At 67.7% G+C, this 25,145-nt stretch carries 24 protein-coding genes; 16 read left to right on the top strand and 8 right to left on the bottom strand.

All coding sequences use genetic code 11. From position 1 onward, the window contains the following. Window positions 1-102: 102 nt before the first annotated feature. Window positions 103-1,134 carry a cell wall hydrolase gene (locus IE187_RS16600; protein ID WP_189677145.1) on the top strand — a complete coding sequence of 344 codons (1,032 nt, stop codon included), beginning with the start codon at window positions 103-105 and terminating at the stop codon, window positions 1,132-1,134. Window positions 1,135-1,288: 154 nt separating this feature from the next. On the opposite strand, the gene IE187_RS16595 is transcribed toward IE187_RS16600, so the two are convergent. Together IE187_RS16595 and IE187_RS16590 are read right to left on the bottom strand one after the other, a co-directional pair. Further along, on the bottom strand, window positions 1,289-3,187 hold the full coding sequence (locus tag IE187_RS16595; RefSeq protein WP_189677144.1) for a S9 family peptidase: 1,899 nt from the start codon (window positions 3,185-3,187) through the stop codon (window positions 1,289-1,291). Between the two features lie 78 nt (window positions 3,188-3,265). Beyond that, complete coding sequence (locus tag IE187_RS16590) at window positions 3,266-6,511, bottom strand: S41 family peptidase (protein ID WP_189677143.1); 3,246 nt, start codon at window positions 6,509-6,511, stop codon at window positions 3,266-3,268. A gap of 131 nt (window positions 6,512-6,642) precedes the next feature. On the opposite strand from IE187_RS16590, the gene IE187_RS16585 reads away from it, so the two are divergent. Both IE187_RS16585 and IE187_RS16580 read left to right on the top strand, forming a co-directional pair. Next, complete coding sequence (locus IE187_RS16585; protein ID WP_229839457.1) at window positions 6,643-8,022, top strand: hypothetical protein; 1,380 nt, start codon at window positions 6,643-6,645, stop codon at window positions 8,020-8,022. 49 nt (window positions 8,023-8,071) lie between these two features. Beyond that, window positions 8,072-8,755 carry an ATP12 family chaperone protein gene (locus IE187_RS16580; RefSeq protein WP_189677142.1) on the top strand — a complete coding sequence of 228 codons (684 nt, stop codon included), beginning with the start codon at window positions 8,072-8,074 and terminating at the stop codon, window positions 8,753-8,755. 134 nt (window positions 8,756-8,889) lie between these two features. Here IE187_RS16580 and gmk read toward each other — a convergent pair whose 3' ends face one another. From gmk to IE187_RS16560, 4 genes are all read right to left on the bottom strand, one after another. Next, complete coding sequence (gmk, locus tag IE187_RS16575; RefSeq protein ID WP_189677141.1) at window positions 8,890-9,546, bottom strand: guanylate kinase; 657 nt, start codon at window positions 9,544-9,546, stop codon at window positions 8,890-8,892. 48 nt (window positions 9,547-9,594) lie between these two features. Next, window positions 9,595-9,816: a hypothetical protein gene (locus tag IE187_RS16570; RefSeq protein WP_133190281.1), complete on the bottom strand. Its 222-nt coding sequence runs from the start codon at window positions 9,814-9,816 to the stop codon at window positions 9,595-9,597. Window positions 9,817-9,873: 57 nt separating this feature from the next. Continuing rightward, window positions 9,874-11,262 (bottom strand): class II fumarate hydratase, encoded by a 1,389-nt coding sequence (fumC, locus tag IE187_RS16565; RefSeq protein WP_189677140.1) that lies wholly within the window; start codon window positions 11,260-11,262, stop codon window positions 9,874-9,876. A gap of 234 nt (window positions 11,263-11,496) precedes the next feature. Continuing rightward, a complete protein-coding gene (locus tag IE187_RS16560; protein WP_133190285.1) occupies window positions 11,497-11,979 on the bottom strand; it encodes an SspB family protein in 483 nt (160 codons plus the stop codon). Between the two features lie 71 nt (window positions 11,980-12,050). On the opposite strand from IE187_RS16560, the gene hisB reads away from it, so the two are divergent. The 8 genes from hisB (at window position 12,051) to IE187_RS16520 (ending at window position 17,956) form a co-directional block, all read left to right on the top strand. Next, a complete protein-coding gene (gene hisB / locus IE187_RS16555; RefSeq protein WP_133190287.1) occupies window positions 12,051-12,638 on the top strand; it encodes an imidazoleglycerol-phosphate dehydratase HisB in 588 nt (195 codons plus the stop codon). 109 nt (window positions 12,639-12,747) lie between these two features. After that, on the top strand, window positions 12,748-13,353 hold the full coding sequence (hisH, locus tag IE187_RS16550; RefSeq protein ID WP_189677139.1) for an imidazole glycerol phosphate synthase subunit HisH: 606 nt from the start codon (window positions 12,748-12,750) through the stop codon (window positions 13,351-13,353). Continuing rightward, on the top strand, window positions 13,341-14,078 hold the full coding sequence (gene hisA, locus IE187_RS16545; protein WP_189677138.1) for a 1-(5-phosphoribosyl)-5-[(5-phosphoribosylamino)methylideneamino]imidazole-4-carboxamide isomerase: 738 nt from the start codon (window positions 13,341-13,343) through the stop codon (window positions 14,076-14,078). Before hisH ends, hisA begins: the two co-directional genes overlap by 13 nt. 190 nt (window positions 14,079-14,268) lie before the next feature. After that, a complete protein-coding gene (gene hisF / locus IE187_RS16540) occupies window positions 14,269-15,039 on the top strand; it encodes an imidazole glycerol phosphate synthase subunit HisF (RefSeq protein WP_133190293.1) in 771 nt (256 codons plus the stop codon). 208 nt (window positions 15,040-15,247) lie between these two features. Then, window positions 15,248-15,436 (top strand): hypothetical protein, encoded by a 189-nt coding sequence (locus tag IE187_RS16535; protein WP_133190295.1) that lies wholly within the window; start codon window positions 15,248-15,250, stop codon window positions 15,434-15,436. Window positions 15,437-15,467: 31 nt separating this feature from the next. Then, window positions 15,468-15,791 carry a phosphoribosyl-ATP diphosphatase gene (locus IE187_RS16530; RefSeq protein WP_133190297.1) on the top strand — a complete coding sequence of 108 codons (324 nt, stop codon included), beginning with the start codon at window positions 15,468-15,470 and terminating at the stop codon, window positions 15,789-15,791. A gap of 124 nt (window positions 15,792-15,915) precedes the next feature. Continuing rightward, on the top strand, window positions 15,916-16,293 hold the full coding sequence (locus IE187_RS16525; protein ID WP_189677137.1) for an HIT domain-containing protein: 378 nt from the start codon (window positions 15,916-15,918) through the stop codon (window positions 16,291-16,293). Window positions 16,294-16,417: 124 nt separating this feature from the next. Then, a complete protein-coding gene (locus tag IE187_RS16520) occupies window positions 16,418-17,956 on the top strand; it encodes an amino acid permease (protein ID WP_133190301.1) in 1,539 nt (512 codons plus the stop codon). Window positions 17,957-18,135: 179 nt separating this feature from the next. Here IE187_RS16520 and IE187_RS16515 read toward each other — a convergent pair whose 3' ends face one another. After that, on the bottom strand, window positions 18,136-19,134 hold the full coding sequence (locus IE187_RS16515) for an adenosine kinase (protein ID WP_189677136.1): 999 nt from the start codon (window positions 19,132-19,134) through the stop codon (window positions 18,136-18,138). A 128-nt stretch (window positions 19,135-19,262) separates the two neighbouring features. Here IE187_RS16515 and IE187_RS16510 point away from each other — a divergent pair, with 128 nt between their 5' ends. Together IE187_RS16510 and IE187_RS16505 are read left to right on the top strand one after the other, a co-directional pair. Further along, a complete protein-coding gene (locus tag IE187_RS16510) occupies window positions 19,263-19,943 on the top strand; it encodes an EI24 domain-containing protein (protein WP_189677135.1) in 681 nt (226 codons plus the stop codon). Then, window positions 19,940-20,305: a hypothetical protein gene (locus IE187_RS16505; RefSeq protein WP_133190307.1), complete on the top strand. Its 366-nt coding sequence runs from the start codon at window positions 19,940-19,942 to the stop codon at window positions 20,303-20,305. The genes IE187_RS16510 and IE187_RS16505 overlap by 4 nt, the downstream gene beginning before the upstream one ends. A gap of 183 nt (window positions 20,306-20,488) precedes the next feature. Here IE187_RS16505 and queG read toward each other — a convergent pair whose 3' ends face one another. After that, a complete protein-coding gene (gene queG / locus IE187_RS16500; RefSeq protein WP_229839456.1) occupies window positions 20,489-21,553 on the bottom strand; it encodes a tRNA epoxyqueuosine(34) reductase QueG in 1,065 nt (354 codons plus the stop codon). Window positions 21,554-21,657: 104 nt separating this feature from the next. On the opposite strand from queG, the gene IE187_RS16495 reads away from it, so the two are divergent. Genes IE187_RS16495 through IE187_RS16485 form a run of 3 tightly spaced genes read left to right on the top strand, consistent with a single transcriptional unit; the run spans window position 21,658 to window position 25,105 of the window. Further along, the gene (locus tag IE187_RS16495; protein ID WP_189677133.1) at window positions 21,658-22,593 is read left to right on the top strand and encodes an ABC transporter ATP-binding protein; all 936 of its coding nucleotides are present in this window, start codon (window positions 21,658-21,660) and stop codon (window positions 22,591-22,593) included. Then, a complete protein-coding gene (locus tag IE187_RS16490; protein ID WP_189677132.1) occupies window positions 22,590-23,846 on the top strand; it encodes an ABC transporter permease in 1,257 nt (418 codons plus the stop codon). Before IE187_RS16495 ends, IE187_RS16490 begins: the two co-directional genes overlap by 4 nt. 29 nt (window positions 23,847-23,875) lie before the next feature. Then, a complete protein-coding gene (locus tag IE187_RS16485) occupies window positions 23,876-25,105 on the top strand; it encodes a cytochrome P450 (RefSeq protein ID WP_189677131.1) in 1,230 nt (409 codons plus the stop codon). The last annotated feature ends 40 nt before the right edge of the window (window positions 25,106-25,145 follow it).

The following is a 25,145-nucleotide window of genomic DNA, read 5'->3' as shown; positions in this document are numbered from 1 at the left end:
GCCGGGGTGACCGAACCCCTGCATTAACCACCAATCGTATCGTCGCGAGACACCCCTAAATCAGCAGCATCGCAGCGCGCCAAAATCGGCTACAGCGCGCGCGTGTATTTGCAGGCGGTCCTTGGCTGGGTGAAGATGCGGCGGCTGAGCAAGCTCGGTGCCGTCGGCCTGTGCGCGCTCGTGCTCGCGGGCGTATCGGCGCACGCGGCACTTCGCGCGATCATCCTCCAGCACGCCAGGGCGGCGCAGCACGCCCCTGCGCCGAGCGGTTATGAGATCGAGGATCATTTCCCCGGCGCCGCGTATTTCAACGCGGCCGACGATGCGGTGCAGAGCGACAGCGCCCCGGCGCGCGGCGCGACCGGGACGATCGCACTCCCCGACCTGCCGCTCCCGGTCGGCGCGGCGGCGCTCGCGGGGGATACATCGGTCCGTCCCGCCCTCCCCTTTTCGATGGCGCGCGCGAGCGCGATCGACCGTGGCCGCGCGCTGCAATGCCTGACCACCGCGATCTATTACGAAGCCGCAAGCGAGCCCGATGCCGGGCAGCAGGCGGTCGCGCAGGTGATCCTCAACCGCGTGCGGCAGCCGGCCTTCCCGGCGACGGTATGCGGCGTGGTGTTCCAGGGCTCCGAACATACCGGCTGTCAGTTCAGCTTCGCGTGCGACGGCGCGCTCCAGCGTGGGAGCCCGTCGCAAGCCTATTGGCTGCGCGCGTTGAAGGTCGCCGCCGCGGCGCTCAACGGGCATGTCATGCCGCAAGTCGGGCTCGCGACGCATTACCACACCTATGCCGTCACCCCGGCGTGGAACCGGAGCCTCGTGATGACGGCCGCGATCGGCGCGCATTTCTTCCACCGCTGGCAGGGTGGCTGGGGCACGCCGGCGGCGTTCCGCCAGCCGTATCTGGGCGGCGAGCCGATCCCGGGCCCGCATCCGCGGCTCGATCCGCCCGCACTGGTGAGCGCAACGGCAGTCGTCCCGGTGTCGCCGATCGCCAAACCTGCGACGATTCAGCCTGCCTATGCGCAAAGCGGCACGCCGATCGCCCTTGCAACCCCGGCCGCGGATACGCTGCCGGGTGACTCACAGATCCTCGACCGCTGGAAAGACTCGGGCAAGCCGCTGCGCTGAACTCGACTCTCGGTAGCGCCTCGACCTCCCCAAGCTCGCCCTGAGCTCGTCGAAGGGCCGCTCTCCGCTTGCGCACGGTGCGCGAGCGGAGCGTGGGGCTTCGACAGGCTCAGCCCGAACGGAGCGCGGTATCTACCGTTCGCGACGAACCGCCCTACTTCTTCACCGCCAGATACGTGTCGAACCACGCCCGCGTGCGCGCGACGACGTCGGCCGAATTGGCCGGCGCGCGGATGCCGTGGCCTTCTTCCGGATAGATCACCAGGCTCGTCGGTACGCCCATGTCCTTCAGCCCATGCCAATATTCGATCGACTGCGTCGGCGGTACTTCGATGTCGCGCTCGCCGACATAGATGAAGGTCGGCGTCTTGGCGTTCTTGATGAAATTGACCGCCGAGACGTCCTCATAGGCCTTGCGATCCTCGTACAGCGTCTTGCCGAAGAACGGCAGCATCCACTGGTCGATGCCGTTGGTGCCGTAATAGCTCACCCAGTTCGACAGCCCTGCCCCCGCGACGATCGCCTTGAAGCGGTTGGTCTGCGTGTTTGCCCACATCGCCATGAAGCCGCCATAGCTGCCGCCGGTCAGGCCGAGCCGCGCGTCGTCGACCGGGGCGACCTTCTCGACCGCGTCGATCCCGGTAAGGATGTCGCGCAGATCGCCACCGCCGAAATCGCGCTTGTTGGCGGCGGTGAAGGCCTCGCCCTGGCCGTAGCTGCCGCGCGGATTGGGCAGGAAGATGTAATAGCCGGCATCGAGCATGGCGCCGTAGCCACCGCCGAAATACGGCACGTTCGCCGCCGACGGGCCGCCATGGACGATCGTGATCATCGGCGCCTTCGCCTTGGGATCGGCGCCGAGCGGCGCGAGCAGCCAGCCCTGGACGTGGAAGCCGTCATTCTTCCAGCTGATGCTGCGCGCGGTCATCTTGGCCGGGATCGCATCATTGTCGTGCGTGATCTGGACGGGCGCATCGACCGGGCCGGCGAAGATCGCTGGGGCATGCGTGAAGTCCTGCACCACCGTGGCGACGGTCTTGCCATCGGCGCTCCATGCGGCCTTGGCATCGCCCGCGGCGAGGTTCGACGGGCGGCTCCAGCCGAGGCCGTCGGTGCTTGCGCGCTCGGCATAGAGCCCCATCCGGTCGCCGCGCAGCGCGGTGCCGCGGATGGCAGCGTCGCGCCAGACGAGCGACGTGACCGTCAGCTTGCTGTTGGGCTGCGTGTTGCGCGGTTCGCCGCCAGCGAAGGGCACCGTCCAGACATCGCCACCGACCGAGCCGAAGTCGCTCATCAACCCGCCGATATAGGCGACGGTCTTGCCGTCGGGGGAAACGCGCGGGAAGTTGAGCTGCGTCTTGGGGCGGGCGATGGTGCGCACCGCGCCGGTCTTGGCATCGACCGCGTCGAGCGTCGCGACCCACCAATTGTTGTCGCCATTGCCGAGCGCCGAGGTGACGACGAAGCCGCTGCCATCGGGCGTCCAGTCATATTCGTAAATGTAGCGATCGGCGGGTGAAAGCGGCTGAACCTTGTCCGCCGTCACGCTGCCGCTCACGTCGAACACGGCGAGCCGCTGCTCGTCGCTCTTCTCGCCGATCTCGCCGATCTGGCGCACGCCGGCCTGCGCAGCGCCCGCTTCCTTCGCCGCGCCGATCGTGACGAGCAAGGCGATGCGCGACCCGTCGGGCGAGAAACGCGGCGTCTGGGCGATGCCGCTGACCGTCGCGACCGTATGCGGCTTGCCGTCATGGTCGACGAACAGCGTGACGAGCCCGGCCTTCTTGTCGCGCGTGAGATAGGCGAGGCTGCCGTTTGGCGCGAAGGTCAGACCCGACACCGAACACAGGGCGCCGCACGGATCGAAGCTGCGCAGCACCTTGCCGCTCGTCGCGCGAATCGTGATGCTGGTCTTGCTGCCCTCGCCGTCAATCGTCGCGATCCGGTCGCCCTGCGCCGACAGCGCGAGCCCGCCATAGGAATGCACCGTGGGTGCGGCGAGCGCCGGGCTGGCGGAAGCGGCGAGCAGAAAAGCGAACAGGCTGAGGCGCATGGCAGGGAAGCTCCGTCGAGTGATGGAGCGGGATAGCACAGTGCGGCGGCGGAGCAATCGCGTCGCTGCGCCGATCGATTACGGCTTCCCCACCTGCGCGAGCAGCACGTCGACCGCCGCGCTCAACTGCGCATCGGTGCCGGGGCCTTCGCCGAGCGGCCGCGTCACCGTGACGTCGACCGGGCGCGGGTGCATTTCCATGTCCTGGCCGCGGCCGTCCTGGATTCGCGTGCCGGGCGTGCGCACCGACGACCCGTCGATCAGCGGCTCGCCGCCGGTGAAGATGATCCACCCTGCGGTCGGCTGCCCCACCACTTTGCCGAGGCCGAGCGCGCGATAGCCCTCGGTGAAATCCTCGGCGTCCGACAGCGACGATTCGTTGGTGACGAGCACGGTCGGCTTGCCGAGCGCACGCTGGCCGAGCGCCTGGCGGCCGGGCAGCGGGAACAGGTCGCGCGGCGTCATCGTCAGATAATTGGCGCGCGCGAACACGTCGATCGCATAGCCGTTGATGAAGCCGCCATTGTTGTTGCGGATGTCGACGACGACGCCTTGCCGCCGCTGATTCTCGGCATCGAGATCGAGATAGAGCTGGTCGAGCGATTCGGACGACATGTCGGCGATGTGGACATAGCCGAGCTTGCCGCCCGACAGCCGATCGACCAGCGCGCGGCGGTCATCGACCCATTGGCGGTAGGCGAGCCCCGCTGCCGCGCCGACCGAGATCGGCCGGACGACGACGCTGCGCTGACCAGTCGCGCCAACGACGCCGAGCGCGACGCGGCGGCCGACGCTGTTCTCGAGCAGCGCATCGATATTGCCATGCGCGCCGATCGCGACCCCGCCGACGCTGACGATCCGGTCGCCGGGAGCGATCTTTTCGATCGCCGCGGGCCCGAGCCGCACCACGTCGCGCACGATCAGACCGCGTCCCGCATCATAGGCGGCGCGATCGAAGCGCAGCCCGAGATCGCCGACGCGATTGGGCCGCGCGCTACCCGGTGCGCCGGGGCTGAGCGAAATGCCCGAATGCGAGGCGTTGAGCTCGCCGATCATCAGATTGATGATCCGCCGCTCCTCGTCGGGCGTGCGGGCCCCGGCGATATAGGGCTGGAAGCGCGCGCGCAGCGCCTTCCAGTCCTGGCCGTTGAACTTCGCATCGAAGAACTTGCGGTCGAGGATGCTCCACGCCTCGTCGAACACGATCTGTTTCTCGGTCGCGAAGTCGACGTCCATTTCGGCGCCGACCGGAATCGGCTTGGGCTTGGGGCTGTCGAGCGGCGTCGAAATCACGCGGCCGCCGTCGAGATAGAAGAGCGTCTTGCCGTCGCCCGCGAGCGCGAAATCGCCCTTCGGCCGATCGCTCTGCGTGAGTTGCTGCGCGACCGGCGGCTCGTCGGCGAGTTCGTCGAGATTGTAGCTGTAGAGGTTGGCGCGGCCCTTCTCGCGTGCGCGGAAGACGAGCGTCTTGCCATCGGGGCTGATCACCGGCGTATCGGCATTGAGCCCGAGCGGCAGGATCGTCGCGCGCGCGCGCAGGCCCTCCCACACGATCGACACCGGCTTCACCTTCGGCGCGGGGGTCGGCGGCGCGGCCCCCTTCTTCGCTGCGACGGGCAGCGGCTTGGGCGTCGGCGGCGTGGGCGTGTCAGACGGCGTGTCGGGCGTGCCGGGCTGCTTGCCGGGCTTGAACAGGTCGCTGAACTTGTCTTCCTTGAACTTCGGCACGTGCGGCAGCAGATCGATCCGCACGATCCGCGAATCCTCGCTGCGCTGCGCGGTATCGAAGAGGATGTAGGTGCCGTCGGGCGACCAAGCGATCCCGCCCATCTGTCCGTTGGCGAGGAAACTGACCGGCCGCGCCGCGCCACCTGCGGCGGCGACGACATGGACGTTCACGAACGAGCGCGAATCGAGCAACGGGAAGGCGATATACTGGCCATCGGGCGACCAGGTCGGGCGCGGGCCATCGCGCTCGTCGGTCGCGATCGCGCCGGTGAACAGCGTACGATCGGCGCCGCCCGCGAGTGTCACGACGTGGAGCTCGCGATCGTCGAGGACATAGGCCGCCGACTTGCCGTCGGGCGCGTAGGTGGGCGCGGACGCGATCCCCTGGCGCGTCAGCACGGTCTCGCGCCCGCTTGCGACGTCATATTCGACGAGGCAATGCGCGAGCCCGCGCTCCGAAATGACGAGCGCGCGGCGGCTGTCGGGCGACCAGATCACTTCGCGCTCGGCACCCGGCGTATTGGTCACGCGCTGCGCCGTCCCGCCGTCCTTGGCCGACGTCGCGAACACTTCGCCGTGCCCGATCACCGCGATCTTCTGCCCGTCGCTCGAAAGCGCCAAGCGCGAGAAGCTCTGCAGCTGTTCGTGGCGGCGCGGCGTCGTGCTCGCAGCCCCGCGCAGCGTGATCGGCACCGCAGCGGCCTGCGCCGTCGCGGGATCGTAGCGCCACACACCGAAATCGCGTTCGAACACGACCGCCGACCCGTTTGCCGCCATCGACGGGTACAGAACGCGGCCGCTCGTGAAGTGCGTCAGCTGCTCGGGCGCCGCCCCTGCGCCGACGCCGACGCGCCAGAGATTCTCGGGCCCGCCCTTCGCGCTCATATAGACGAGGCTGGCACCGTCGCGGCTCCACATCGGCCAGGCGTGTTTCTCGCCATCGGCGAGGAGACGGCGATACGCGCCGCCCTCCGCCACCGGCTTGAGCCACAATTCGGTCTGGTCGATGTGCGAGGTGCCGTTGCGCCACCACTGCCCCGCACTGATCCCGCGCGTGTTGATCGCAAGCGTGCTGCCATCGGGCGACGGCGCGGCCTGGAACTCGGCGAGATAGGTCTCGCGGCTGACCTGCATCGGCGTGCCGCCGTCGAGCGCAATGCGGAAGATATCGGCCTGGCGGCCGACATCGGCGACGCCCGAGGCGAAGTACAGATATTTGCCGTCGGGCGACCAGGCGTCGAGCTCCTCGCCCGCCTCGGCATAGGTCAGCCGAGTCACTGCGCCGCTCGCGAGATCGAGCACATAGATGTTGGCGTTGCCGCCGCGCGTCGAGGTGAAGGCGAGCTTGGTTCCGTCGGGCGAATAGAGCGGGCGCGCCTCGGTCGCCGCATCGGTGACGAGCGGGCGCGCGACACCGCCGTTCGCCGCGACCTCCCAGATGTCGCCGCCCGAGGCGAAGGCGATCAGCGCGCCGTCGGGGGAGAGCGTCGGCTCGGCGAAGGCGGGCCTGGCCTCCTGCGCCTGCGCGCGCGGTGCGGCCAGAGTGGTCGAGGCGAGCAGGCCCGCAGCCGCCAGCGCAAGGCGTTGAAATGTCATGAAGGAGCCCCGTTTCGTCGTTATCCCCGGCAATGAAGCGCAAAAGCCGAACGATCACAAGCCACACGCGTTTGCGCGGCTGGGACGCAATCGCGGATGGTATTGCAGGATCAGCATGCTAGCGCGGCGTCGTGAAGAATTCGACCGACAGACGCGCGATCCTGATGGGCGGCGGCGCGATCGTGCTGCTGGCGCTGCTGCATGGCGCGCTGTTCTGGCCGGGGATCATGACGTGGGACGCGATCCGGCAATATGGCCAGGCGCTGAGCGGCCAGTATGACGATTGGCACCCACCGGCGATGAACTGGCTGTGGCGGCAGCTCGGGCTGTTCGGCGCGGGGCCCGCGCCGATGCTGGTGCTGCAGCTTGCGCTCTATTGGAGCGGCACCGCCTTGTGGATGCAGGCGGCATGGGCGCGCGGACAGCGGGCGGCGGCGGGGGCGATCGGCTTGCTCGCACTGTCGCCGATCGTGCTGGTGCTGGTGGGCACGATCCTCAAGGACAGCCTGTTCGCAGGCACGCTGCTGCTCGCGAGCGGCTTGCTCGTCGCGCGACCGGGGAGCCGCGCAGCGCGGGTCGTGGCCGCGCTGTTGCTCGTCGCGGCGGCGACGCTGCGCTTCAATGCGGTTCCGGCATGCCTGCCGCTGCTGTTGCTTGCCCTGCCGACCGCATGGCGGCGAACGTGGCCGCGGCTCGGCGCGACTGCGGTGCTTGCGGCGATCCCGCTGGTGCTCGCTTTGCCGCTCGCCAATGCAGCGCTTCACGCCAAACGCAGCGGCGTCGAACTGTCGCTGGTGATCTACGATCTTGGTGGGATCGGCGCGTTCGCCAAGACCGACGTTTTCCCGCGCACCAGCGTGGCGAACCCGGTTGCGGTCAATGCTGATTGCTATTCGCCGATCTCGTGGGATCGCTACGCCTGGTGGGGGGCGGCACCCTGCGCGATCGGCTTCACCACGCTCGCCGCGCCGCTCAAGACCGGGCACGGCCCCTATGGCTGGTGGGCCGCCGCCGTCGCCGCGCATCCGCTCGCCTATGCGGGGCACCGCCTCGCGCATTTCGACCGCAACACACGCTTTCTGGTCCACGACGCCGATCTGCCCGGCCTGTCGCGGCAGTCCGATCCCAACCGCTGGGGCTTCACCGTCGCGCCGAACGGCTGGCGCAGCGCGCTCCAGCACGCCGCCGACGCGCTGCTGACGACGCCGCCGGGCTGGCCGGTCTGCTGGCTGGCGCTCGGCCTCGGCTTGCTCGTGCTGCGCCCACGGCTCGGCGATGGCGATCCGGCGGTCGCGCTGGCATGGTCGGCGGTGCTCTACGGCTTCAGCTATCTGCCGCTGAGCGTCGCGTCCGAGGTGCGCTACCACTTCTGGACGATGACCGCGGTCGGGATCGCCGCCGCGCTATTGCTGTCGCAGCGCGCAACGTGGCGGTTACCGCGCTGGCGGCTCGCGCTCGCGGCGGCACCGCTGCTCGTCGTCGTCGCGGCCGGGGTCGTCGCGCGCGCGTGACGTCTGGAAGCGGTTTGAAGCGGCGCGTTCCTGCTCTAGGGCTGCGGGCATGAAGCGTTTCTGGACCCACGTCACCCTCGACGACACCCGCGCCGTCTTTCTCGACGGCAAGCCCGTGCGCACCCCCGGCCGCATGCCGCTCGCCTTGCCGAGCGATGCGCTGGCCGAGGCCGTCGCCGATGAATGGCGCGCGGTCGAGGGCGAGATCGACCCGCGCGCGATGGCTTTGACGGGGCTCGCCAACGCCGCGATCGACCGGATCTCGCCCTACCCGGCATTGTTCGCGCAAGGGCTCGCCGCGTACGCCGAGAGCGACTTGCTCTGTTACCGCGCCGATTCGCCCGAGGATCTGGTCGCGCGGCAGGCCGAGGCGTGGGATCCGCTGATCGACTGGGCGCGGCTGCGCTACGATGTGCATGTCGAGGTCGTCACCGGCATCCTCCACCGCGCGCAGCCAGCGGCAACGCTGCAACGACTCGGCGATGCGATCGCCGTTCGCGGGCCCTACGAGCTGGCGGCGCTGTCGCCGATCGTGACGATCGGCGGCTCGCTGATCGCCGCGCTGGCGCTCGCCGAACAGGCCGCGACGCCCGAACAGGTGTGGGACGCGGTGACGCTCGACGAGGACTATCAGGCCGAACGCTGGGGCCGCGATCCGCTCGCCGAGGCGGGGATTGCGACGCGGCGGCGCGATTTCGGCGCGGGCGTGCGGATGCTGGAATTGCTGCGGTAGACGCTCGGCACAGACACCGCCCTCTTCGTCACCCCGGCCCTGTGCCGGGGTCCACCGGGATACGCGTCCTGCCCGCGAATACCGCGTGGCACGGTGGACCCCGGAACAAGGCCGGGGTGACGGCTAAGAAGCGTTTATTTCTCAGGCAGCCGCCGGATGAAGCCGATCATCCCGCGCTGGCGCGAGCGCTTGAGGCGCTCGGCCGTCAGGATCGTCTCGACGCACTCGTAACAATCGTCGAGATCGTCGTTGACCAGGACATAGTCATAGCCGTCCCAATGGCTGACCTCGGCCTGCGCGCGGTCCATGCGGCGGTCGATCACTTCCTGCGTATCGGTCGCGCGATCCTCGAGTCGCTGGCGCAGCGTCTTGAGACCGGGCGGCAGGATGAAGACGCGGACGACGTCGCCGCCAGCCAGCTGGAACAGCTGCTGCGCACCCTGCCAGTCGATATCGAACAAGATGTCCTGTCCGTGCTCGAGATCCTTGAACACGGTGTCGCGCGGCGTGCCGTAGCGCTCGTCGAACACGCGCGCCCATTCGAGGAACTGGTCGTCCTCCGCCATCGCGCGGAAGGTTTCCTTGTCGACGAAGTGATAGTCCTTGCCGTCGACCTCGCCCTTGCGTGGCGCGCGCGTCGTATACGACACCGACATCTTGATGCGGTTGCGCTCTTCCTTGAGCAGGCGGTTGGCAATCGTGGACTTGCCCGCGCCCGACGGCGAGGACAGCACGAACATCAGCCCGCGACGCTTGAAGTTCTTGGGCTGGGAGGAGCGATGATCGACCATGCGCGCTAGTGGCGCGCACCTGCCCCTCCCGTCAAGGTTTGGCGTGACTCAGCTGCGCGGCGCATCCTCGCCGAACACGCGCGTCTTGATCTGGCCGAGGCCGCGCAGCACGAGCCACCCAGTCGCGAAGGTCAGCGCGAGCGGGATCACCGCCTTGACGACATTGGCGACGATCACACCCTCGATCGCGCCGTCGATCGTGCTGTCGTCACCGTCGGAACCATCGATCGCAGCACCGATTGCAGCGCCGATCATCGTCGTAAAACTCATCGTCTTTCTCCAATTCGTTACGCTTAGCGCACGAAACGGGCGATGGTTCCGGTCGTGTCAGACCATCGTCTCGGGACGGACCAAGCGATCGAAGGTCGCCGCATCGACGAGGCCGAGCGCGAGCCCCGCTTCCTTGAGCGTCAGGCCTTCATGGTGTGCGTGCTTGGCGATCGTGGCGGCATTGTCATAGCCGATCTCGGGCGCAAGCGCGGTGACGAGCATTAGCGAGCGATCGACCAGTTCGGCGATTCGCGCGCGATTCGGCTCGATCCCCGCGACGCAGCGCTCGGCGAAGCTCGCCGTGCCGACGGCGAGCAGATCGATCGAGCGCAGCAGCGCCGCGCCGAGCATCGGCTTGAACACGTTGAGCTCGAGATGGCCTTGCAAGCCGCCGATCGTGATCGCCTGGTGATTGCCGATCACTTGGGCGGCGACCATCGTCAGCATCTCGCACTGCGTCGGGTTGACCTTGCCCGGCATGATCGAGCTGCCTGGCTCGTTTTCGGGGAGGTGGAGTTCGCCAAGCCCCGAGCGCGGGCCGGAACCCAGCAAGCGGATATCGTTGGCGATCTTGGTCAGCGCGACGGCGAGCGTGTTGAGCGTTCCCGAGACATGGACGATCGGGTCGTTCGACGCGAGCGCCTCGAACTTGTTGGGCATCGTCTCGAAAGCGAGCCCGGTGAGCCGCGCGATCTCGGCGGCGATCGCGACGTCGAAGCCGGCGGGCGCGTTGAGCCCGGTGCCGACCGCGGTGCCCCCTTGCGCGAGCAACAGCATGTTGTGCGTGATCGCGGGTTCGATGCGGTGGTAGCACCGATAGAGCTGCACCGCGTACCCCGAGAATTCCTGGCCGAGCGTGATCGGCGTCGCGTCCTGCAGATGCGTGCGGCCGATCTTTACGATATCGTGCCACGCGTCCGACTTCGCTTTCACCGCGCGGTTGAGCCGGTCGAGCGCAGGGAGCAGCCGCTGTGTCGCGCCGATCGCCGCGGCGATGTGGAGCGCTGTCGGGAAGCTGTCGTTCGACGACTGGCTCATATTGACGTGGTCATTGGGGTGGACCGGGGTCTTGCCGCCGCGCTTCCCCGTCAACATTTCGTTCGCACGGCCGGCGATGACTTCGTTGACGTTCATGTTCGACTGCGTGCCGCTGCCGGTCTGCCAGATGACGAGCGGGAACTGGTCATCGAGCGCGCCCGCGGCGACTTCGGCGGCGGCCGATTCGATCGCGTCGGCGATTTCGGGCGCTAAGCCGTGCGCGCGGTTCACGCGGGCAGCGGCCTGCTTGACGATCGCGAGCGCGTGGATGATCGCGATCGGCATTCGCTCGGTCGCGGGGAAGGGAAAATTCTCGATCGAGCGCTGCGTCTGCGCGCCCCAATAGGCGGCGGCAGGGACTTCGACGGCCCCAAGCGAATCGGTTTCGGTGCGGGTGTTTTCAGCCATGCCAGACTCCGTCATGCCGGGCCCGTCCCGGCATCCACCGGGCCGCAAGACCGGACGGGTGGCATGTGCGGCACGGTAGACCCCGGGACAAGCCCGGGGTGACGGAAATGGCTCGCGATTTTGGTGAGACAGCCGTCACCGGAGTAAATCCCGTGACGTCGGACGCGGCGGGCCGCGCCGGCCGGCGGTTCGCGTCGCTTGCGCGACCGCCGCGCAGTTCGCGCGGCTCGCTCCCTACTTCTTCCGCTTGAAATCCACTGCGACGACGTTCGAACCATCCTCGACCGGCTTGTGCACCGGCTCGTCGTTTTCCGCGGTGTCGTGCGGCTCGGGGCCGTCGGGAATATCCTGCGCCTGGAAGCGCAGTTCGAAATTGACCGCAGGATCGTGGAAACCGGTGATCGCCGAATAGGGAATGACCAGCTTCGAGGCGACCTGGTTGAAGCTCAGGCCGACCGAGAAGCGCTCGTCATCGACGACCAGATCCCAATAGCGGTTCTGCATCACGATCGTCATCTCGTCGGGAAAGCGCTCGAGCAGCCGCTGCGGAATGTCGACGCCGGGTGCCTGCGTCTTGAAGGTGATGTAGAAATGGTGCTCGCCGGGCAGGCCACCATTGGTCGCCACCGACCCAAGGACGCGGCCGACCACGGCACGCAGGGCTTCCTGTACGATATCATCGTAGGGAATCAGGCTATCGGGCATGCCATCGCTCATGCGTCCTTGGGTAGCGCGGTTTGATGGCGGGTCAAGATTGCATGCGTCCCTAACGGCGCTATGGGAAGCAAATGCGCACCGCCACGATCACCCGCCGGACCAGCGAGACCTCCATCGACGTCTCGGTCAACCTCGATGGAACGGGGGCGTTCCAGATTTCGACCGGGATCGGCTTCTTCGATCACATGCTCGAACAACTGAGCCGCCACTCGCTGATCGACTTGGACGTAAAGACCGTCGGCGATCTGCATATCGACCAGCACCACACCGTCGAGGACACCGGCCTCGCGATCGGCGCGGCGATCCTCGAGGCGCTCGGCGAAAAGCGCGGCATCCGCCGCTACGCCGACGCGCATTCGCCGATGGACGAGACGCTCACCCGCGTCGCGATCGACATTTCGGGGCGGCCGTATCTCGTGTGGAAGACCGAATTCTCGCAGAAGAAACTTGGCGAGATGGACACCGAAATGTTCGAGCATTTCTTCCACTCGTTCGCGCAGACCGCCGGCATCACGCTGCACATCGAGACGCTCTACGGGTCGAACAACCACCACATCGCCGAGGCGGCGTTCAAGGGCGTCGCGCGGGCGTTGCGCGAAGCGGTCGAGCTCGATCCGCGGAAAGCGGGCGTGATCCCCAGCACCAAGGGGACGTTGTGATGCTCCCCTCCCGCTTGCGGGAGGGGCCGGGGGAGGGAACGACCTGGATCCCCGCGCTGCGCTTGCGGCACGCCCCTCCCCTAACCCCTCCCGCAAGCGGGAGGGGGATTTGACGCTTGCCCTCATCGATTACGGCGCGGGCAATCTGCATTCGGTCGCCAATGCGCTGAAGGCCGCGGGCGGTACCGACGTGCTCGTCACCGCCGACGCCGACGCGGTGCTCAAGGCCGACCGTATCGTCCTTCCCGGCGTCGGTGCGTTCGGCGCCTGCGCCGCGGCGTTGCGCGCCGTCCCCGGCATGGTCGAGGCGCTCGAGCAGCGCGTCCGGCGCGACGGCGTGCCGTTCCTCGGCATCTGCGTCGGGATGCAATTGATGGCCGACACCGGCGAGGAGCATGGCGTCCATGCCGGGCTCGGCTGGATCCGCGGCAGCGTCCGGCACCTCACGCCGACCGACGCAACCGCCAAGGTCCCGCACATGGGTTGGAACGACGTCGTCCCGACCACCCCGCACGCCCTGATCGTGCCGGGCGAAGCGTATTTCCTGCACAGCTACGCCTTTGACGGGGCCGACACGCTGGCAACGACCGAGCATGCCGGCCCGGTCACCGCGGCGATCGGCCGCGACAATCTGCTCGGCGTGCAATTCCATCCCGAAAAGAGCCAGCGCTACGGTCTTGCGCTGCTGGAGAGGTTCCTGACGTGGCGTCCTTGATCATCTTCCCCGCGATCGACCTCAAGGGCGGCCAAGTCGTCCGCCTCGCCGAGGGCGATATGGACCGCGCGACCGTCTATGGCGACGATCCCGCAGCACAGGCGATGCTGTTCGCCGAGCAGGGTGCCGAATATCTCCACGTCGTCGACCTCGACGGCGCGTTCGCCGGCAAGTCGGTCAATGGCGAGGCGGTCGCCGAGATCGTCAAGCGCTTCCCCGGCCATGTGCAATTGGGCGGCGGGATCCGTGACCGCGCCGGGATCGAGCGCTGGTTCGACATGGGCGTGTCGCGCGTCGTGATCGGCACGGCCGCGCTTGAGAACCCGGAGCTGGTGCGCGAAGCGGCGCGCGATTTCCCCGGCGGGATCGTCGTTGCGGTCGATGCCAAGGACGGTTTCGTCGCAACGAAGGGATGGGCCGATGTCTCGACGGTCGAGGTCGCCGATATGGCGCGGCAGTTCGAGGATGCGGGTGTCGCGGCGCTGTTGTTCACTGACGTCGGCCGCGACGGGATGCTTAAGGGCGCCAACGTCCAGGCGACCGTCGATCTGGCGCGCGCGGTGAAGATTCCGGTGATCGCCAGCGGCGGCGTGAAGGGGATTGCCGAGATCCATGTGCTCGCGCTCCATGCGCGTGACGGGATCGAGGGCGTGATTACCGGGCGCGCGCTGTATGACGGCCGGCTCGATCTGGCGGCGGCGCTCGCCGTGGCGGCGGCGGCGTGAAAAGCATGTTCGCGCGGAGACGCGGAGGCGCGGAGATGGTGCGCGCGTCGCGACCGTCCCGAGTGATCCGCGAATGCAGAATGCGCTTCGCCCGACGCGGATGCCAGAGACTTGGCGACCCGTCTTCTTTCCTCCGCGTCTCCGCGCCTCCGCGCGAACCCATCTTCTTTTTCTTCAAAGTCGCTCGCCCATGACCGTCCGCGCTCGTGTCATCCCGTGCCTCGACGTCGCCAACGGTCGCGTCGTCAAGGGCGTCAATTTCGTCGACCTCAAGGACGCCGGCGATCCGGTCGAGCAAGCGCGCGCCTATGACGCCGCTGGGGCCGACGAACTCTGCTTCCTCGATATCGGTGCGAGCCATGAGGCGCGCGGCACGATCCTCGACGTCGTGCGTCGCACCGCCGAAGTGTGCTTCATGCCGCTGACCGTCGGCGGCGGGGTGCGCTCGGTCGAGGATGCGCGCGCGCTGCTGCTCGCGGGCGCCGACAAGGTCGCGGTCAATTCCGCCGCGGTCGCGCGGCCCGAGCTCGTCGCCGAGCTCGCCGACAAGTTCGGCAGCCAGTGCGTCGTCGCCTCGGTCGATGCGCGGCAGGTCGATGGCGGCTGGGAAGTGTTCACGCATGGCGGCCGGCGGGCGACCGGGATCGACGCCGTCGCACATGCGCTGCGCCTTGCCGAGCTCGGCGCGGGCGAACTGCTCATCACCTCGATGGACCGCGACGGGACCAAGAGCGGGTTCGACCTGGCGCTGACGCGGACGATCGCCGACCAGGTGCGCGTGCCGGTGGTCGCGTCGGGCGGCGTGGGCGGGCTGGCCGATCTCGTCGCGGGGATCAGCGAGGGACATGCGAGCGCAGTGCTGGCGGCGTCGATTTTCCACTTCGGCGAAGTCAGCATCGCCGAGGCGCATGCCGCGCTTGCGGCGGCGGGGATACCGGTGCGGCGGCCGGTTACCAGCTGACCGCGGGACTTTCTTCCTTCCTTCTTTCTATATTTCTTCCCCGGCGGAGGCCGGGGCCCAGTCGCGAGCCGTTCGTTGGAGAGCGCTGCGCGTGCTGGCATGGGCCTTCGCGACTGGGCCCCGGCCTTCGCCGGGGAAGATAGAAGAACGGGAAAGCAAGGGGAGCGAAAGAAGCGGAAATTTAACAGCGCGATGCTACACACCCCGCATGCGCTTCCTCTTCGCCCTGCTGATCGCAAACCCCGCGCTCGCCGCGCCGCATAGCGGTGTCGTCAAGGTTCGCACCGGACCCGAACTCTCCGACATCGTCCTGTTCGTCGTCGCGGCGCTCGGCGTTTGGTTCGTGCGGCGGGCGATGCGCGCGCGCTTCGCCAAGCGCGGCACGCCCAAGGATTGACCTGCGCGCCCGCTTGGGCCAGCCCGCTTTGATGGCCGAAGATACACTCGACACGTTAGAGGCAACGATCCGCGCACGCCGCGGCGCCGACCCGACCACCTCCTACACCGCCAAGCTGTTCGCGAAGGGGCGCGGCAAGATCGCGCAGAAGGTCGGCGAGGAAGCCGTCGAGACCGTCATCGCCGCGCTGACCGAGGACAAGGCCGCGCTCGTCGGCGAGGCGACCGACCTGATGTTCCACCTGCTCGTGCTGCTCGCCGAGTGCGACGTGTCGCTCGACGACATCCGCGCCGAGATCCGCCAGCGCGAAGGCGTGTCGGGAATCGACGAGAAGGCCGCGCGGACGAAGGACTGACGCGCTCTTTCTTGCTCCCCTCCCGCTTGCGGGAGGGGCTGGGGGAGGGCATGTCGCACGCACTGGCGGGAGGCATGGGAGGACAGCCCCTCCCCTAACCCCTCCCGCAAGCGGGAGGGGAACTATGCCGATCGACGCGACGCAAGCCTATGACGACCAGAACATCTTCGCCAAGATCCTGCGCGGTGAGATTCCCGCGACGCGGCTCTACGACGACGACTACGCCATCGCCTTCCCCGACATCGCCCCGCAGGCGCCGACGCATATCCTGGTGATCCCCAAGGGCGCCTATGTGTCGTGGGATGATTTCAGCGCGAGAGCGTCGGACGCCGAGATCGCCGGGTTCGTTCGCGCGGTCGGCACGGTCGCGCGCGATGCCGGGCTGGTCGCGCCGGGCTATCGCTTGCTGGCCAATACCGGACACGATTCGCACCAGGAGGTGCCGCACCTCCACGTCCATATCTTCGCCGGCCGCGCGCTCGGGCCGATGCTGGCGCGCTAAGGGGATTGCGCGCCCACGTTTTGCGGTTAGGTTTCCCGCCAACCAAAACTTTCGCGCCGGCAACGATCCGGCCCAGGGGACTTATCGAATGGCGACACAGCCCACTACGGGTATTCTGAACCGCATGCTGCTCCGAAAAACCGTGGAGCAAGTTCAACGCGAGACACAGACCAGCCAACTCAAACGCACGCTCGGCCCCTGGAACCTCGTGTTCCTCGGCATCGGCTGCATCATCGGCGCGGGCATCTTCGTGCGGACCGGCAACGCCGCTGCGCTCCATGCCGGCCCCGCCGTCCTCATCTCGTTCCTGATCGCGGGCTTCGTCTGCGCGCTCGCCGGCCTGTGCTACGCCGAGCTGTCCTCCACCCTGCCCGTCTCGGGCTCGGCCTATACCTATAGCTACACCACGATCGGCGAGTTCGCCGCGTGGATCATGGGCGCGCTGCTGCTGCTCGAATACGGTCTCGCGGCGTCGGTCGTCGCGGTCGGCTGGGCGGGCTATGTCGTCAGCCTTCTCGGCGACTTCGGCCTCGTCATCCCGGTCGAACTGACTGGTCCGACCGGCCATGTCATCAAGCATGCGGTCGGCGGCGAGCTCGTCCCCGTAATCGTCAACGGTGCGCCGCTGACCTACCTCTTCAACTTGCCCGCCTTCCTGATCTGCGGCGCGATGACCGCATTGCTGATCATCGGCGTGTCGGAGAGCGCCAAGGTCAACAACGTCATCGTCGCGATCAAGCTGACCGTGATCATCGCCTTCATCGTCATCTGCGGCGCGTTCGTGATCGCGCATTTCGACACGCTCAAGTCCAACTGGCAGCCGTTCATCCCGCCGGCGAGCGGCGACAAGGGCGAGTTCGGCTGGGGCGGCATCCTGCGTGCCGCCTCGATCGTGTTCTTCGCCTATATCGGCTTCGAGGCGGTCTCGACCGCGGGCCAGGAAGCCAAGAACCCCGCCAAGGACATGCCGATCGGCCTGCTCGGCTCGCTGTTCGTGTGCACCGCGATCTACATCCTCGTCTCGATCGTGATGACGCTGATCGTCAACTACAAGACGCTCGACGTGCCGGATCCCGTCGCGGTCGCGGTCGACGCGCTGGGCCCGCAATGGGCGTGGTTCGCAAAGCTGGTGAAGGCTGGCGCGATCGTCGGGCTGACCTCGGTCGTGCTCGTGCTGATGTACGGCCAGACGCGCATCTTCTACACGATGGCGCGTGACGGCCTGCTGCCGCGCGTGTTCGCGACGGTCCACAAGAAGTTCCAGACGCCGTGGGTCAACACGCTGCTCGTCGGTCTGATCACCGCAGTCGCCGCGGCGTTCTTCGACATCAACACGCTCGGCGACATGACCTCGGTCGGCACGCTCGCGGCCTTCGCGATCGTCTGCCTGTCGGTGATCTGGCTGCGGCGCACCCACCCGGAGATCCCGCGCGGCTTCCGCGTACCGCTCTATCCGGTGGTGCCGGCGGTCGGCATCCTCACTTGCATCGCGTTGATCTTCACGGTCGAATCGCGCGTGCTGGTGTTCTTTGCCTGGTACACGCTGGCGGCGATCATCCTCTATTTCGCCTACGGTATGCACAACAGCCGGCTGGCAAAGGGCCTCGACGAGGAAGACGGCCCCGAGCTCGGCGAATATGTCGCGCCGGTGCATCGCCCGTAAGGGCAGGCGCCACGTAGGACACGAAAAAGGCCGGGGATCGCTCCCCGGCCTTTTTTGTGTCTGAGACCCTCCGAGGGGGAGGGTTTGGGGGTGGGGACGTGCCTCGCAGAGACTAAAGCGCGCGATCGCGGCACGGCCCCACCCCAACCCCTCCCCTGAAGGGGAGGGGCTAGGCGGGATCAACCCAGCTTCGACGCCACCAGCGCCTTCAAATCGACCTGCGCACGCGCGCCGTAATGCGAGATGATCTCGGCGGCGCAGACCGCGCCCATCTTGAGCGAATCGGCGATGCTCTTGCCCTGTGCCTGGCCGCGCAGGAACCCCGCGGCGAACAGGTCGCCCGCGCCGGTCGTATCGACGACGCGCTCGATCGGCTCGGCAGCGACGCTGACGGTCTCCCCGCCCGACACGGCGATCGCACCCTTCTCGCTGCGCGTGACCACCAGCATCGGCACCTGCGTCGCGGCCTCGGCCACCGCCGCGTCGAAATCCTGCGAGTCCATCAGCGCGGTGATCTCGGCTTCGTTGGCGAACATGATGTCGATCAGGCCATCGGCCATCAGCTGGCGGAAATCGCCGCCGTGGCGCGAGATGCAGAACACGTCGCTGAGCGTGAAGGCGACCTTGCGGCCCGCTGCCCGCGCCACGTCGATCGCAGCGCGCATCGCCTGGCGTGGTTCCTCGGGATCCCACAGATAGCCCTCGAGATAGAGGATCGCGGCATTGGCGATCAGGTCACGGTCGAGTGCTGCCTCGGGCAGGAACTGCGACGCGCCGAGGAAGGTGTTCATCGTGCGCTGGCCGTCGGGCGTGACGAAGATCAGGCAGCGCGCCGTCGTCGGATCGCCGTCGCGCGCAGCCGTCGTAAAGTCGATCCCCACCGCGCGGATGTCGTGCGCGAAGATGTCGCCGAGCTCGTCCTTCGCCACCTGGCCGATGAAACCGCACTTGCCGCCCATCGCCGCGATGCCGGCGACGGTGTTCGCCGCCGAGCCGCCGCTCGCCTCGATCCCCGGGCCCATCTTGGCGTAGAGCGCATCGGCTTCCTCGGGCGAGAACATCAGCTGCATCGAGCCCTTGGTCATCGCGGCTTCGGCGAGGAAGGCATCGGTCGACTGCGACAGCACGTCGACGATGGCATTGCCGATCGCGACGACGTCATAAGTGGGCTCGGTCACGGGAATCTCCGATTTCTGAAAAAATAGCGTTGCCGCGCCGTACCGGGGGGGTGCGGCGCGCGCAACTCTCCGTCGCCGGGAGCAAGCGCGGGGTGACGGGCCCGTGGGAGGCGGCTAGGACCAGCCCCATGTTGCGTGCGCTCCTCCTCTCGCTCGGCCAGCTCGGCGATCGCAAGATCGTCGGGGTGTTCCTCAAGTCGCTCGCGCTGACCGTGGTGCTGATCGCCGCGCTCGGCGTCGCGCTGTGGTATGGCGCGACGGAAGCGGCGGCGGAGCGAGGGTGGGATCCGGCGGCCGGCGGCGTGCTGGGCGCGGTCGCGCTGCTCGCCGCGTTCGGGATCAGCTGGCTGCTGTTCCGCGCGATCGCGATCGCGGTGATGATGGCGTTTGCCGACGATGTCGTCGTCGCGGTCGAGGCGCGGCACTACCCGCAAGCGCTCGAGACCGCGCGCAGCGTCTCGCCTCTGCGCGGTGCCGGGCTCGGCCTGCGTTCGGCGGCGCGCGCGATCCTGATCAATCTCGCGCTCGCGCCAGTCTATATCGCCTTGCTCGTCACCGGCGTCGGCACATGGCTGCTGTTCTTCCTGGTCAATGGCTGGCTGCTCGGGCGCGATCTCGGCGAGCTCGTCGCGGCGCGCCACGTGCCGCCTGCGCTGATGCGAGACTGGCGCAAGGCGGGCGCGGTCGACCGCTTCGCGCTGGGGGTTGCGGGGACCGCCCTGTTCATGGTTCCGATTGCGAACCTCTTCGTGCCGATCCTCGGCGCGGCGATGGCGACGCATCTGTTCCATTCGGGGCGAACGACATGAAGCTTTTTGGTGCAATTCTGGTGGGGCTGGCGCTGTCGGGCTGCGCCGCGAGCACAGCGACGACACCCGCCGCGCGGCCCGCGATGGTGCCGATCCCAACGGGCACGGCGGGGCTCGGCGGCGTGATCGGCGCGACGGCGGCGCACCTCACCGGGTTGTTCGGCGCACCCGTCGCCGATGTCCGCGAGGGGACAGCGCGCAAGCTGCAGTTCAACAACGCGACCTGCGTGCTCGACGCCTATCTCTACCCGAGCGGCAAGTCCGAGCCGGTCGTCACCTATCTCGACGCGCGCCAGACCGACGGCTCGCCGATCGACCGCGCGAGCTGCGTCGGGGCGTTGCAAGTCGGGCGGCGGAAGTAAGGCTCAAGCGAGCGGGAGGTACGTCGATCGCGCCTACTTCATCCGTGCGTCCCCCCACGCCCCGGTTGGCGCGCGTTACCCCATCCCGTTCGTGCTGAGCTTGTCGAAGCACTATTCTCTCTTTCCACGGTGGCAAGAAGGTCAGCCCTTCGATAAGCTCAGTGCGAACGGTGGGGGAGCGCGCTATGACGCGGTGGCTAGCGCCGCGAATGCCCACTCCGCCGCCTCCGCCACGACGGGGTTTGGATCGTCGCGCAGTCCAGCGACCTGCGCGCGCAATCCCGCATCGCCGCTATTGCCCGCCGCGATCAGACAGTTGCGCACCATTCGGTCGCGCCCGATGCGCTTGATCGGCGAGCCGGCGAACACCTGGCGAAACCCCGCATCGTCGAGCGCAAGCAGGTCGGCGAGTTCGGGCGCGACCAGTTCGGCGCGCGGCAGGAAGGCGCGGTTGGCGTGCGCAGCGGCGGCGAACTTGTTCCACGGGCAGACCGCGAGACAATCGTCGCAGCCGTAGATGCGGTTGCCGATACCCTTGCGGAATTCGAGCGGGATCGGCCCGGCATGTTCGATCGTCAGGTACGAAATGCAGCGTCGCGCATCGAGCCGGTAGGGCGCGGGGAAGGCATCGGTCGGGCACGCGCGCTGGCAGGCGTCGCACGATCCGCAGTGATCGGCGACCGGTGGCGGAAGCGCCCCGAAGGCGGCGATGTCGAGCGTCGTGTAGATCGCGCCGAGGAACAGCCAGCTGCCCTCGCTACGGCTCACCAGATTGGTATGCTTGCCCTGCCACCCCAGCCCCGCCGCCTCGGCGAGCGGCTTTTCCATGACAGGCGCGGTATCGACGAACACCTTGAGGTCGATCCCCGGTTCTTCCGCCACCAGCCAGCGCGCGAGGGCCTTCAACGCGCGCTTCACCACGTCGTGATAATCGCCGCCCTGCGCATAGGTCGAGATTCGCCCCACCCCGCCCTCGCCCGCCAATGCGAGCGGATCGGTCGCCGGGGCATAGCTCATCCCGAGCGCGATCACGCTCTTCACCTCGGGCCACAGCCCGGCGGGGGATTCGCGGTGGTGCGCGCGCTCCTCCATCCAGATCATCCCGCCGTGCAGCCCCTCGCGCAGCCATTGCTGCAACCGCTCGGCGGTCCGCGGCGCAGCGTCCGCCGCGGCGACCCCGCACGCGACGAAACCGAATTCGCGCGCTTTTGCCGCAAGGCGCTGTTCGAGGGGCAAAGCGTCAACCATTGTCGCCCACATAGCGTGTTCGCGCCGCGCTTGTCGAAGCCCGGCGCGCTATACTACACAGCTAACACAGCGCTCCGTATCGGGGCCACGCGGCGGGGGTCTTCTTGGACAATCATCTGGCGGTCAGCGCCTCCGGCCTGATCAAGAATTTCGGCGGGCGGCGCGTTGTCGACGGCGTCGACATCGCGGTGCCCAAGGGCGCGATCTACGGCGTGCTCGGCCCCAATGGCGCGGGCAAGACGACGACGCTGCGGATGCTGCTCGGCATCATCGAGCCCGATGGCGGCAGCCGCACGCTGCTCGGCCACGATCGCCCGCGCGATGCGAGCGACCGCGTCGGCTATCTCCCCGAAGAACGCGGGCTCTACCCGGCGATGCGCGCCAAGGAGGCGGTCGCCTTCATGGGTGCTTTACGCGGGCTCGATCTCAGGACCGGACGCAAGCGCGCGGTCGAACTGCTCGAGGCGGCGGGGCTCGGCCATGCGGTCGACACCAAGATCCGCAAACTGTCGAAGGGCATGGCGCAGCTCGTCCAGCTGCTCGGCTCGGTCGTCCACCAGCCCGATCTGCTCGTGCTCGACGAACCCTTTTCGGGGCTCGATCCGGTCAATCAGGAACGCTTGGAAGCGCTGATCCTCGCCGAGCGCGACCGCGGCGCGACGGTGCTCTTCTCGACCCACGTGATGGCGCACGCCGAGCGGCTGTGCGACCGGCTCGCGATCATCGCCGGCGGCAAGCGTCGCTTCGAGGGCACCGTCGCCGACGCGCGCGGGATGCTCCCGATGCGCGCGCACTATGTGCCGGAGCGCGACGATCCGACGATCGCACAGCATTTGCCCGCCGACGCGCGCCATGACGAACACGGCTGGTCGTTCGAAGTCCCCGATGGCGGGGTCGAGCAAGCGCTCAGCCGTTTGATCGGTGCGGGCCACGGGATCGCCGGCCTGTCGATCGAACGCCCCGGCTTGCACGACGCGTTCGTGCGGATCGTCGGCGCTGCAGGACACACCGCCAAGGCCGCGACGGAGCACACCGCATGAGCGCGCACCCGATAAGCAACACGCGCCGCACCATCCGCCAGGCGATGACGATCGCACGGCGCGATTTCGTCGCGACGGTGTTCACGCCGACCTTCCTGCTGTTCCTGCTCTCGCCGCTGTTCACGATCGGCTTCGGTCTCGTCGGCGGGATGGGGGCGTCGACCGTGGCGAGCGGATCGAGCGAGAAGACGCGGATCGTCGCGATTGTCCCCTCGGCGCAACAGGACGCGATGCGATCCGCCGATGCGCGCCTGCGCGATGCCTTCGCGCGCGGTGACCGCCCGCCCCTGCTGGCGATCGAGGCGCCCGGTACCGATCCAGAGGCGCAGGCGCGCGCCGCGTTCAAGAGCCGCAAGGGCATCGATGCGTCTGCGACGCTGTTCGGCGACCTGACCCATCCGACGATTCTGTATGACGGCCAGGGCCGCGCCGATGCGCGCTATCTCGCCTCGCTCGCCGAGGCGACGTTGCGCACCGACCCGGCGCAGACCAAGCCGCTCAGCACCGCGACGCTCAGCTCGATCGCGCGCGCCGCACCGACCGAGAGCGGCCACAAGCAAGCCGCCTTCATCGCCGTGTTCGGCATCTTCTTCCTCGCCCTGCTGCTCGCCGGCCAGGTCGTCGGTACGATGATGGAAGAGCGCAGCAACAAGGTGGTCGAAGTGCTCGCCGCAGCGGTCCCGCTCGAAGCGGTGTTCTTCGGCAAGTTGCTCGGGATGTTCGGCTCGGCGATCCTCTTCGTCGGTTTCTGGACGACGCTCGTCACGCAGATCGGCGGCATCCTGCCCCCGCGCTACGCCACCGCGATCGGCGAGATCGGCCCCGCGGTCGGCGCGCCGATGTTCTTCCTGTTGTTCTTTGCCTATTTCGCGATGGCGTATCTGCTGCTCGGCGCGGTGTTCCTCGGCGTCGGCGCGCAAGCCTCGACCGCGCGCGAACTGCAGATGATGTCGTTGCCGATCACGATCATCCAGGTCGCGATGTTCGGGCTTGCGTTGAAGGCCAGCGCCGCCCCCGATTCGATGCTCGCCAAGGTCGTCGAAATCTTCCCGCTCAGCTCACCCTATGCGATGGCGGCGCATGCCGCGAACCAGCCCGAGCTGTGGCCGCATGTCGCAGCCCTCGCCTGGCAAGCGCTATGGGTCGCGATCGCGATCACCGTCGGCGCGCGGGCTTTCCGGCGCGGCGTGCTGCAATCGGGGAGCGGCCGGCTGTTCGGTCGGCGCAAGACTGTTGACATGAGTGTCAGTTAGACGTTCACTCCCCCAAAAGGAGAGGGACTATGGCGACTTTGGCGCAGGACGTGATCGATCGGCTCGACGTCAGTCGACCCGAACTCTACCGGGACGATGTCTGGCAGGCGCCGTTCCGCGAGCTGCGCGCGACCGCGCCAGTGCACCGCGTCGAGCATTCGGACTTCGGGCCGTATTGGTCGGTGTCGACCTACAAGCCGATCGTCACGGTCGAATCGCTGCCCGATCTCTACTCGTCGCAGGCCGGCGGCATAACGCTCGCCGATTTCATCGAGAACAACCCGACCGACGTGCGCATGCCGATGTTCATCGCGATGGACCGGCCAAAGCATACCGGCCAGCGCCGCACCGTCGCGCCCGCCTTCACGCCGTCCGAGATGGTGCGGATGAGCGACAATATCCGCATGCGCACCGCCGAAGTGCTCGATTCGCTCAGCTGGAACACGCCGTTCGACTGGGTCGACACCGTCTCGGTCGAACTCACCACGCAAATGCTCGCGATCCTGTTCGATTTTCCGTGGGAGGATCGCCGCAAGCTGACCTTCTGGTCGGACTGGGCGGGCGATATCGAGCTCGTCAAGAATGAGGAACTCCGGATCGAGCGGCTCAAGCACATGTACGAGTGCGGCGGCTACTTCCAGAACCTCTGGAACGCCAAGATCGGCAAGCCGCCGACGCCCGACCTGATCTCGATGATGATCCATTCCGACGCGATGGCGGAAATGGACCAGATGGAATTCCTGGGGAACCTGATCCTGCTGATCGTCGGCGGCAACGACACCACGCGCAACACGATGAGCGCGGTCGCGTATGGGCTCGACCTGTTCCCCGACCAGCGGGCGAAGCTCGAAGCCGATCCGTCGCTCATCGCGAACACGGTTCAGGAAGTGATTCGCTGGCAGACGCCGCTCGCGCACATGCGCCGCACCGCGACGGTCGATTCCGAGCTCGATGGGCAGCAGATCAAGGCGGGCGACAAGCTTGCGCTCTGGTATATCTCGGCCAATCGCGACGAGAGCGTGTTCGAGGATCCCGACACGATCATCGTCGACCGCCCCAACGCACGACGCCATCTGGCGTTCGGTCACGGTATCCATCGGTGCGTCGGAGCGCGGCTTGCCGAGATGCAGATCGCGATCCTGCTCGAGGAAATGGCGAAGCGGCGGATGCGGGTGAATGTGCTGGGCGAACCCGAGCGAGTCGCGGCGTGCTTCGTCCACGGGTATCGCAAGCTGCCGGTGGAAATCAGCCGCTACTGACCCTACCCTGCCGTCACCCCGGCCCCGTCCCGGGGTGACG

This window comes from Sphingomonas glacialis (assembly GCF_014653575.1).
Taxonomy (GTDB): Bacteria; Pseudomonadota; Alphaproteobacteria; order Sphingomonadales; family Sphingomonadaceae; genus Sphingomonas; species Sphingomonas glacialis.
The sequence above is the reverse complement of the archived record's forward strand: the minus strand, read 5'-3'. Positions and strand labels throughout refer to the sequence as shown.

Excerpts from the sequence above, each read along its gene's own strand:
- IE187_RS16580 (WP_189677142.1), top strand. The coding sequence starts at position 8,072 with ATGAAGCGTTTCTGGACCCACGTCACCCTCGACGACACCCGCGCCGTC.
- IE187_RS16535 (WP_133190295.1), top strand. The coding sequence starts at position 15,248 with ATGCGCTTCCTCTTCGCCCTGCTGATCGCAAACCCCGCGCTCGCCGCG.
- IE187_RS16485 (WP_189677131.1), top strand. The coding sequence starts at position 23,876 with ATGGCGACTTTGGCGCAGGACGTGATCGATCGGCTCGACGTCAGTCGA.
- IE187_RS16520 (WP_133190301.1), top strand. The coding sequence starts at position 16,418 with ATGCTGCTCCGAAAAACCGTGGAGCAAGTTCAACGCGAGACACAGACC.
- gmk (WP_189677141.1), bottom strand. The coding sequence starts at position 9,546 with ATGGTCGATCATCGCTCCTCCCAGCCCAAGAACTTCAAGCGTCGCGGG.
- IE187_RS16525 (WP_189677137.1), top strand. The coding sequence starts at position 15,916 with ATGCCGATCGACGCGACGCAAGCCTATGACGACCAGAACATCTTCGCC.
- IE187_RS16570 (WP_133190281.1), bottom strand. The coding sequence starts at position 9,816 with ATGAGTTTTACGACGATGATCGGCGCTGCAATCGGTGCTGCGATCGAT.
- hisF (WP_133190293.1), top strand. The coding sequence starts at position 14,269 with ATGACCGTCCGCGCTCGTGTCATCCCGTGCCTCGACGTCGCCAACGGT.
- IE187_RS16595 (WP_189677144.1), bottom strand. The coding sequence starts at position 3,187 with ATGCGCCTCAGCCTGTTCGCTTTTCTGCTCGCCGCTTCCGCCAGCCCG.
- hisB (WP_133190287.1), top strand. The coding sequence starts at position 12,051 with ATGCGCACCGCCACGATCACCCGCCGGACCAGCGAGACCTCCATCGAC.
- fumC (WP_189677140.1), bottom strand. The coding sequence starts at position 11,262 with ATGGCTGAAAACACCCGCACCGAAACCGATTCGCTTGGGGCCGTCGAA.
- IE187_RS16560 (WP_133190285.1), bottom strand. The coding sequence starts at position 11,979 with ATGAGCGATGGCATGCCCGATAGCCTGATTCCCTACGATGATATCGTA.
- IE187_RS16510 (WP_189677135.1), top strand. The coding sequence starts at position 19,263 with ATGTTGCGTGCGCTCCTCCTCTCGCTCGGCCAGCTCGGCGATCGCAAG.
- IE187_RS16490 (WP_189677132.1), top strand. The coding sequence starts at position 22,590 with ATGAGCGCGCACCCGATAAGCAACACGCGCCGCACCATCCGCCAGGCG.
- IE187_RS16590 (WP_189677143.1), bottom strand. The coding sequence starts at position 6,511 with ATGACATTTCAACGCCTTGCGCTGGCGGCTGCGGGCCTGCTCGCCTCG.
- IE187_RS16530 (WP_133190297.1), top strand. The coding sequence starts at position 15,468 with ATGGCCGAAGATACACTCGACACGTTAGAGGCAACGATCCGCGCACGC.
- IE187_RS16505 (WP_133190307.1), top strand. The coding sequence starts at position 19,940 with ATGAAGCTTTTTGGTGCAATTCTGGTGGGGCTGGCGCTGTCGGGCTGC.
- queG (WP_229839456.1), bottom strand. The coding sequence starts at position 21,553 with ATGGTTGACGCTTTGCCCCTCGAACAGCGCCTTGCGGCAAAAGCGCGC.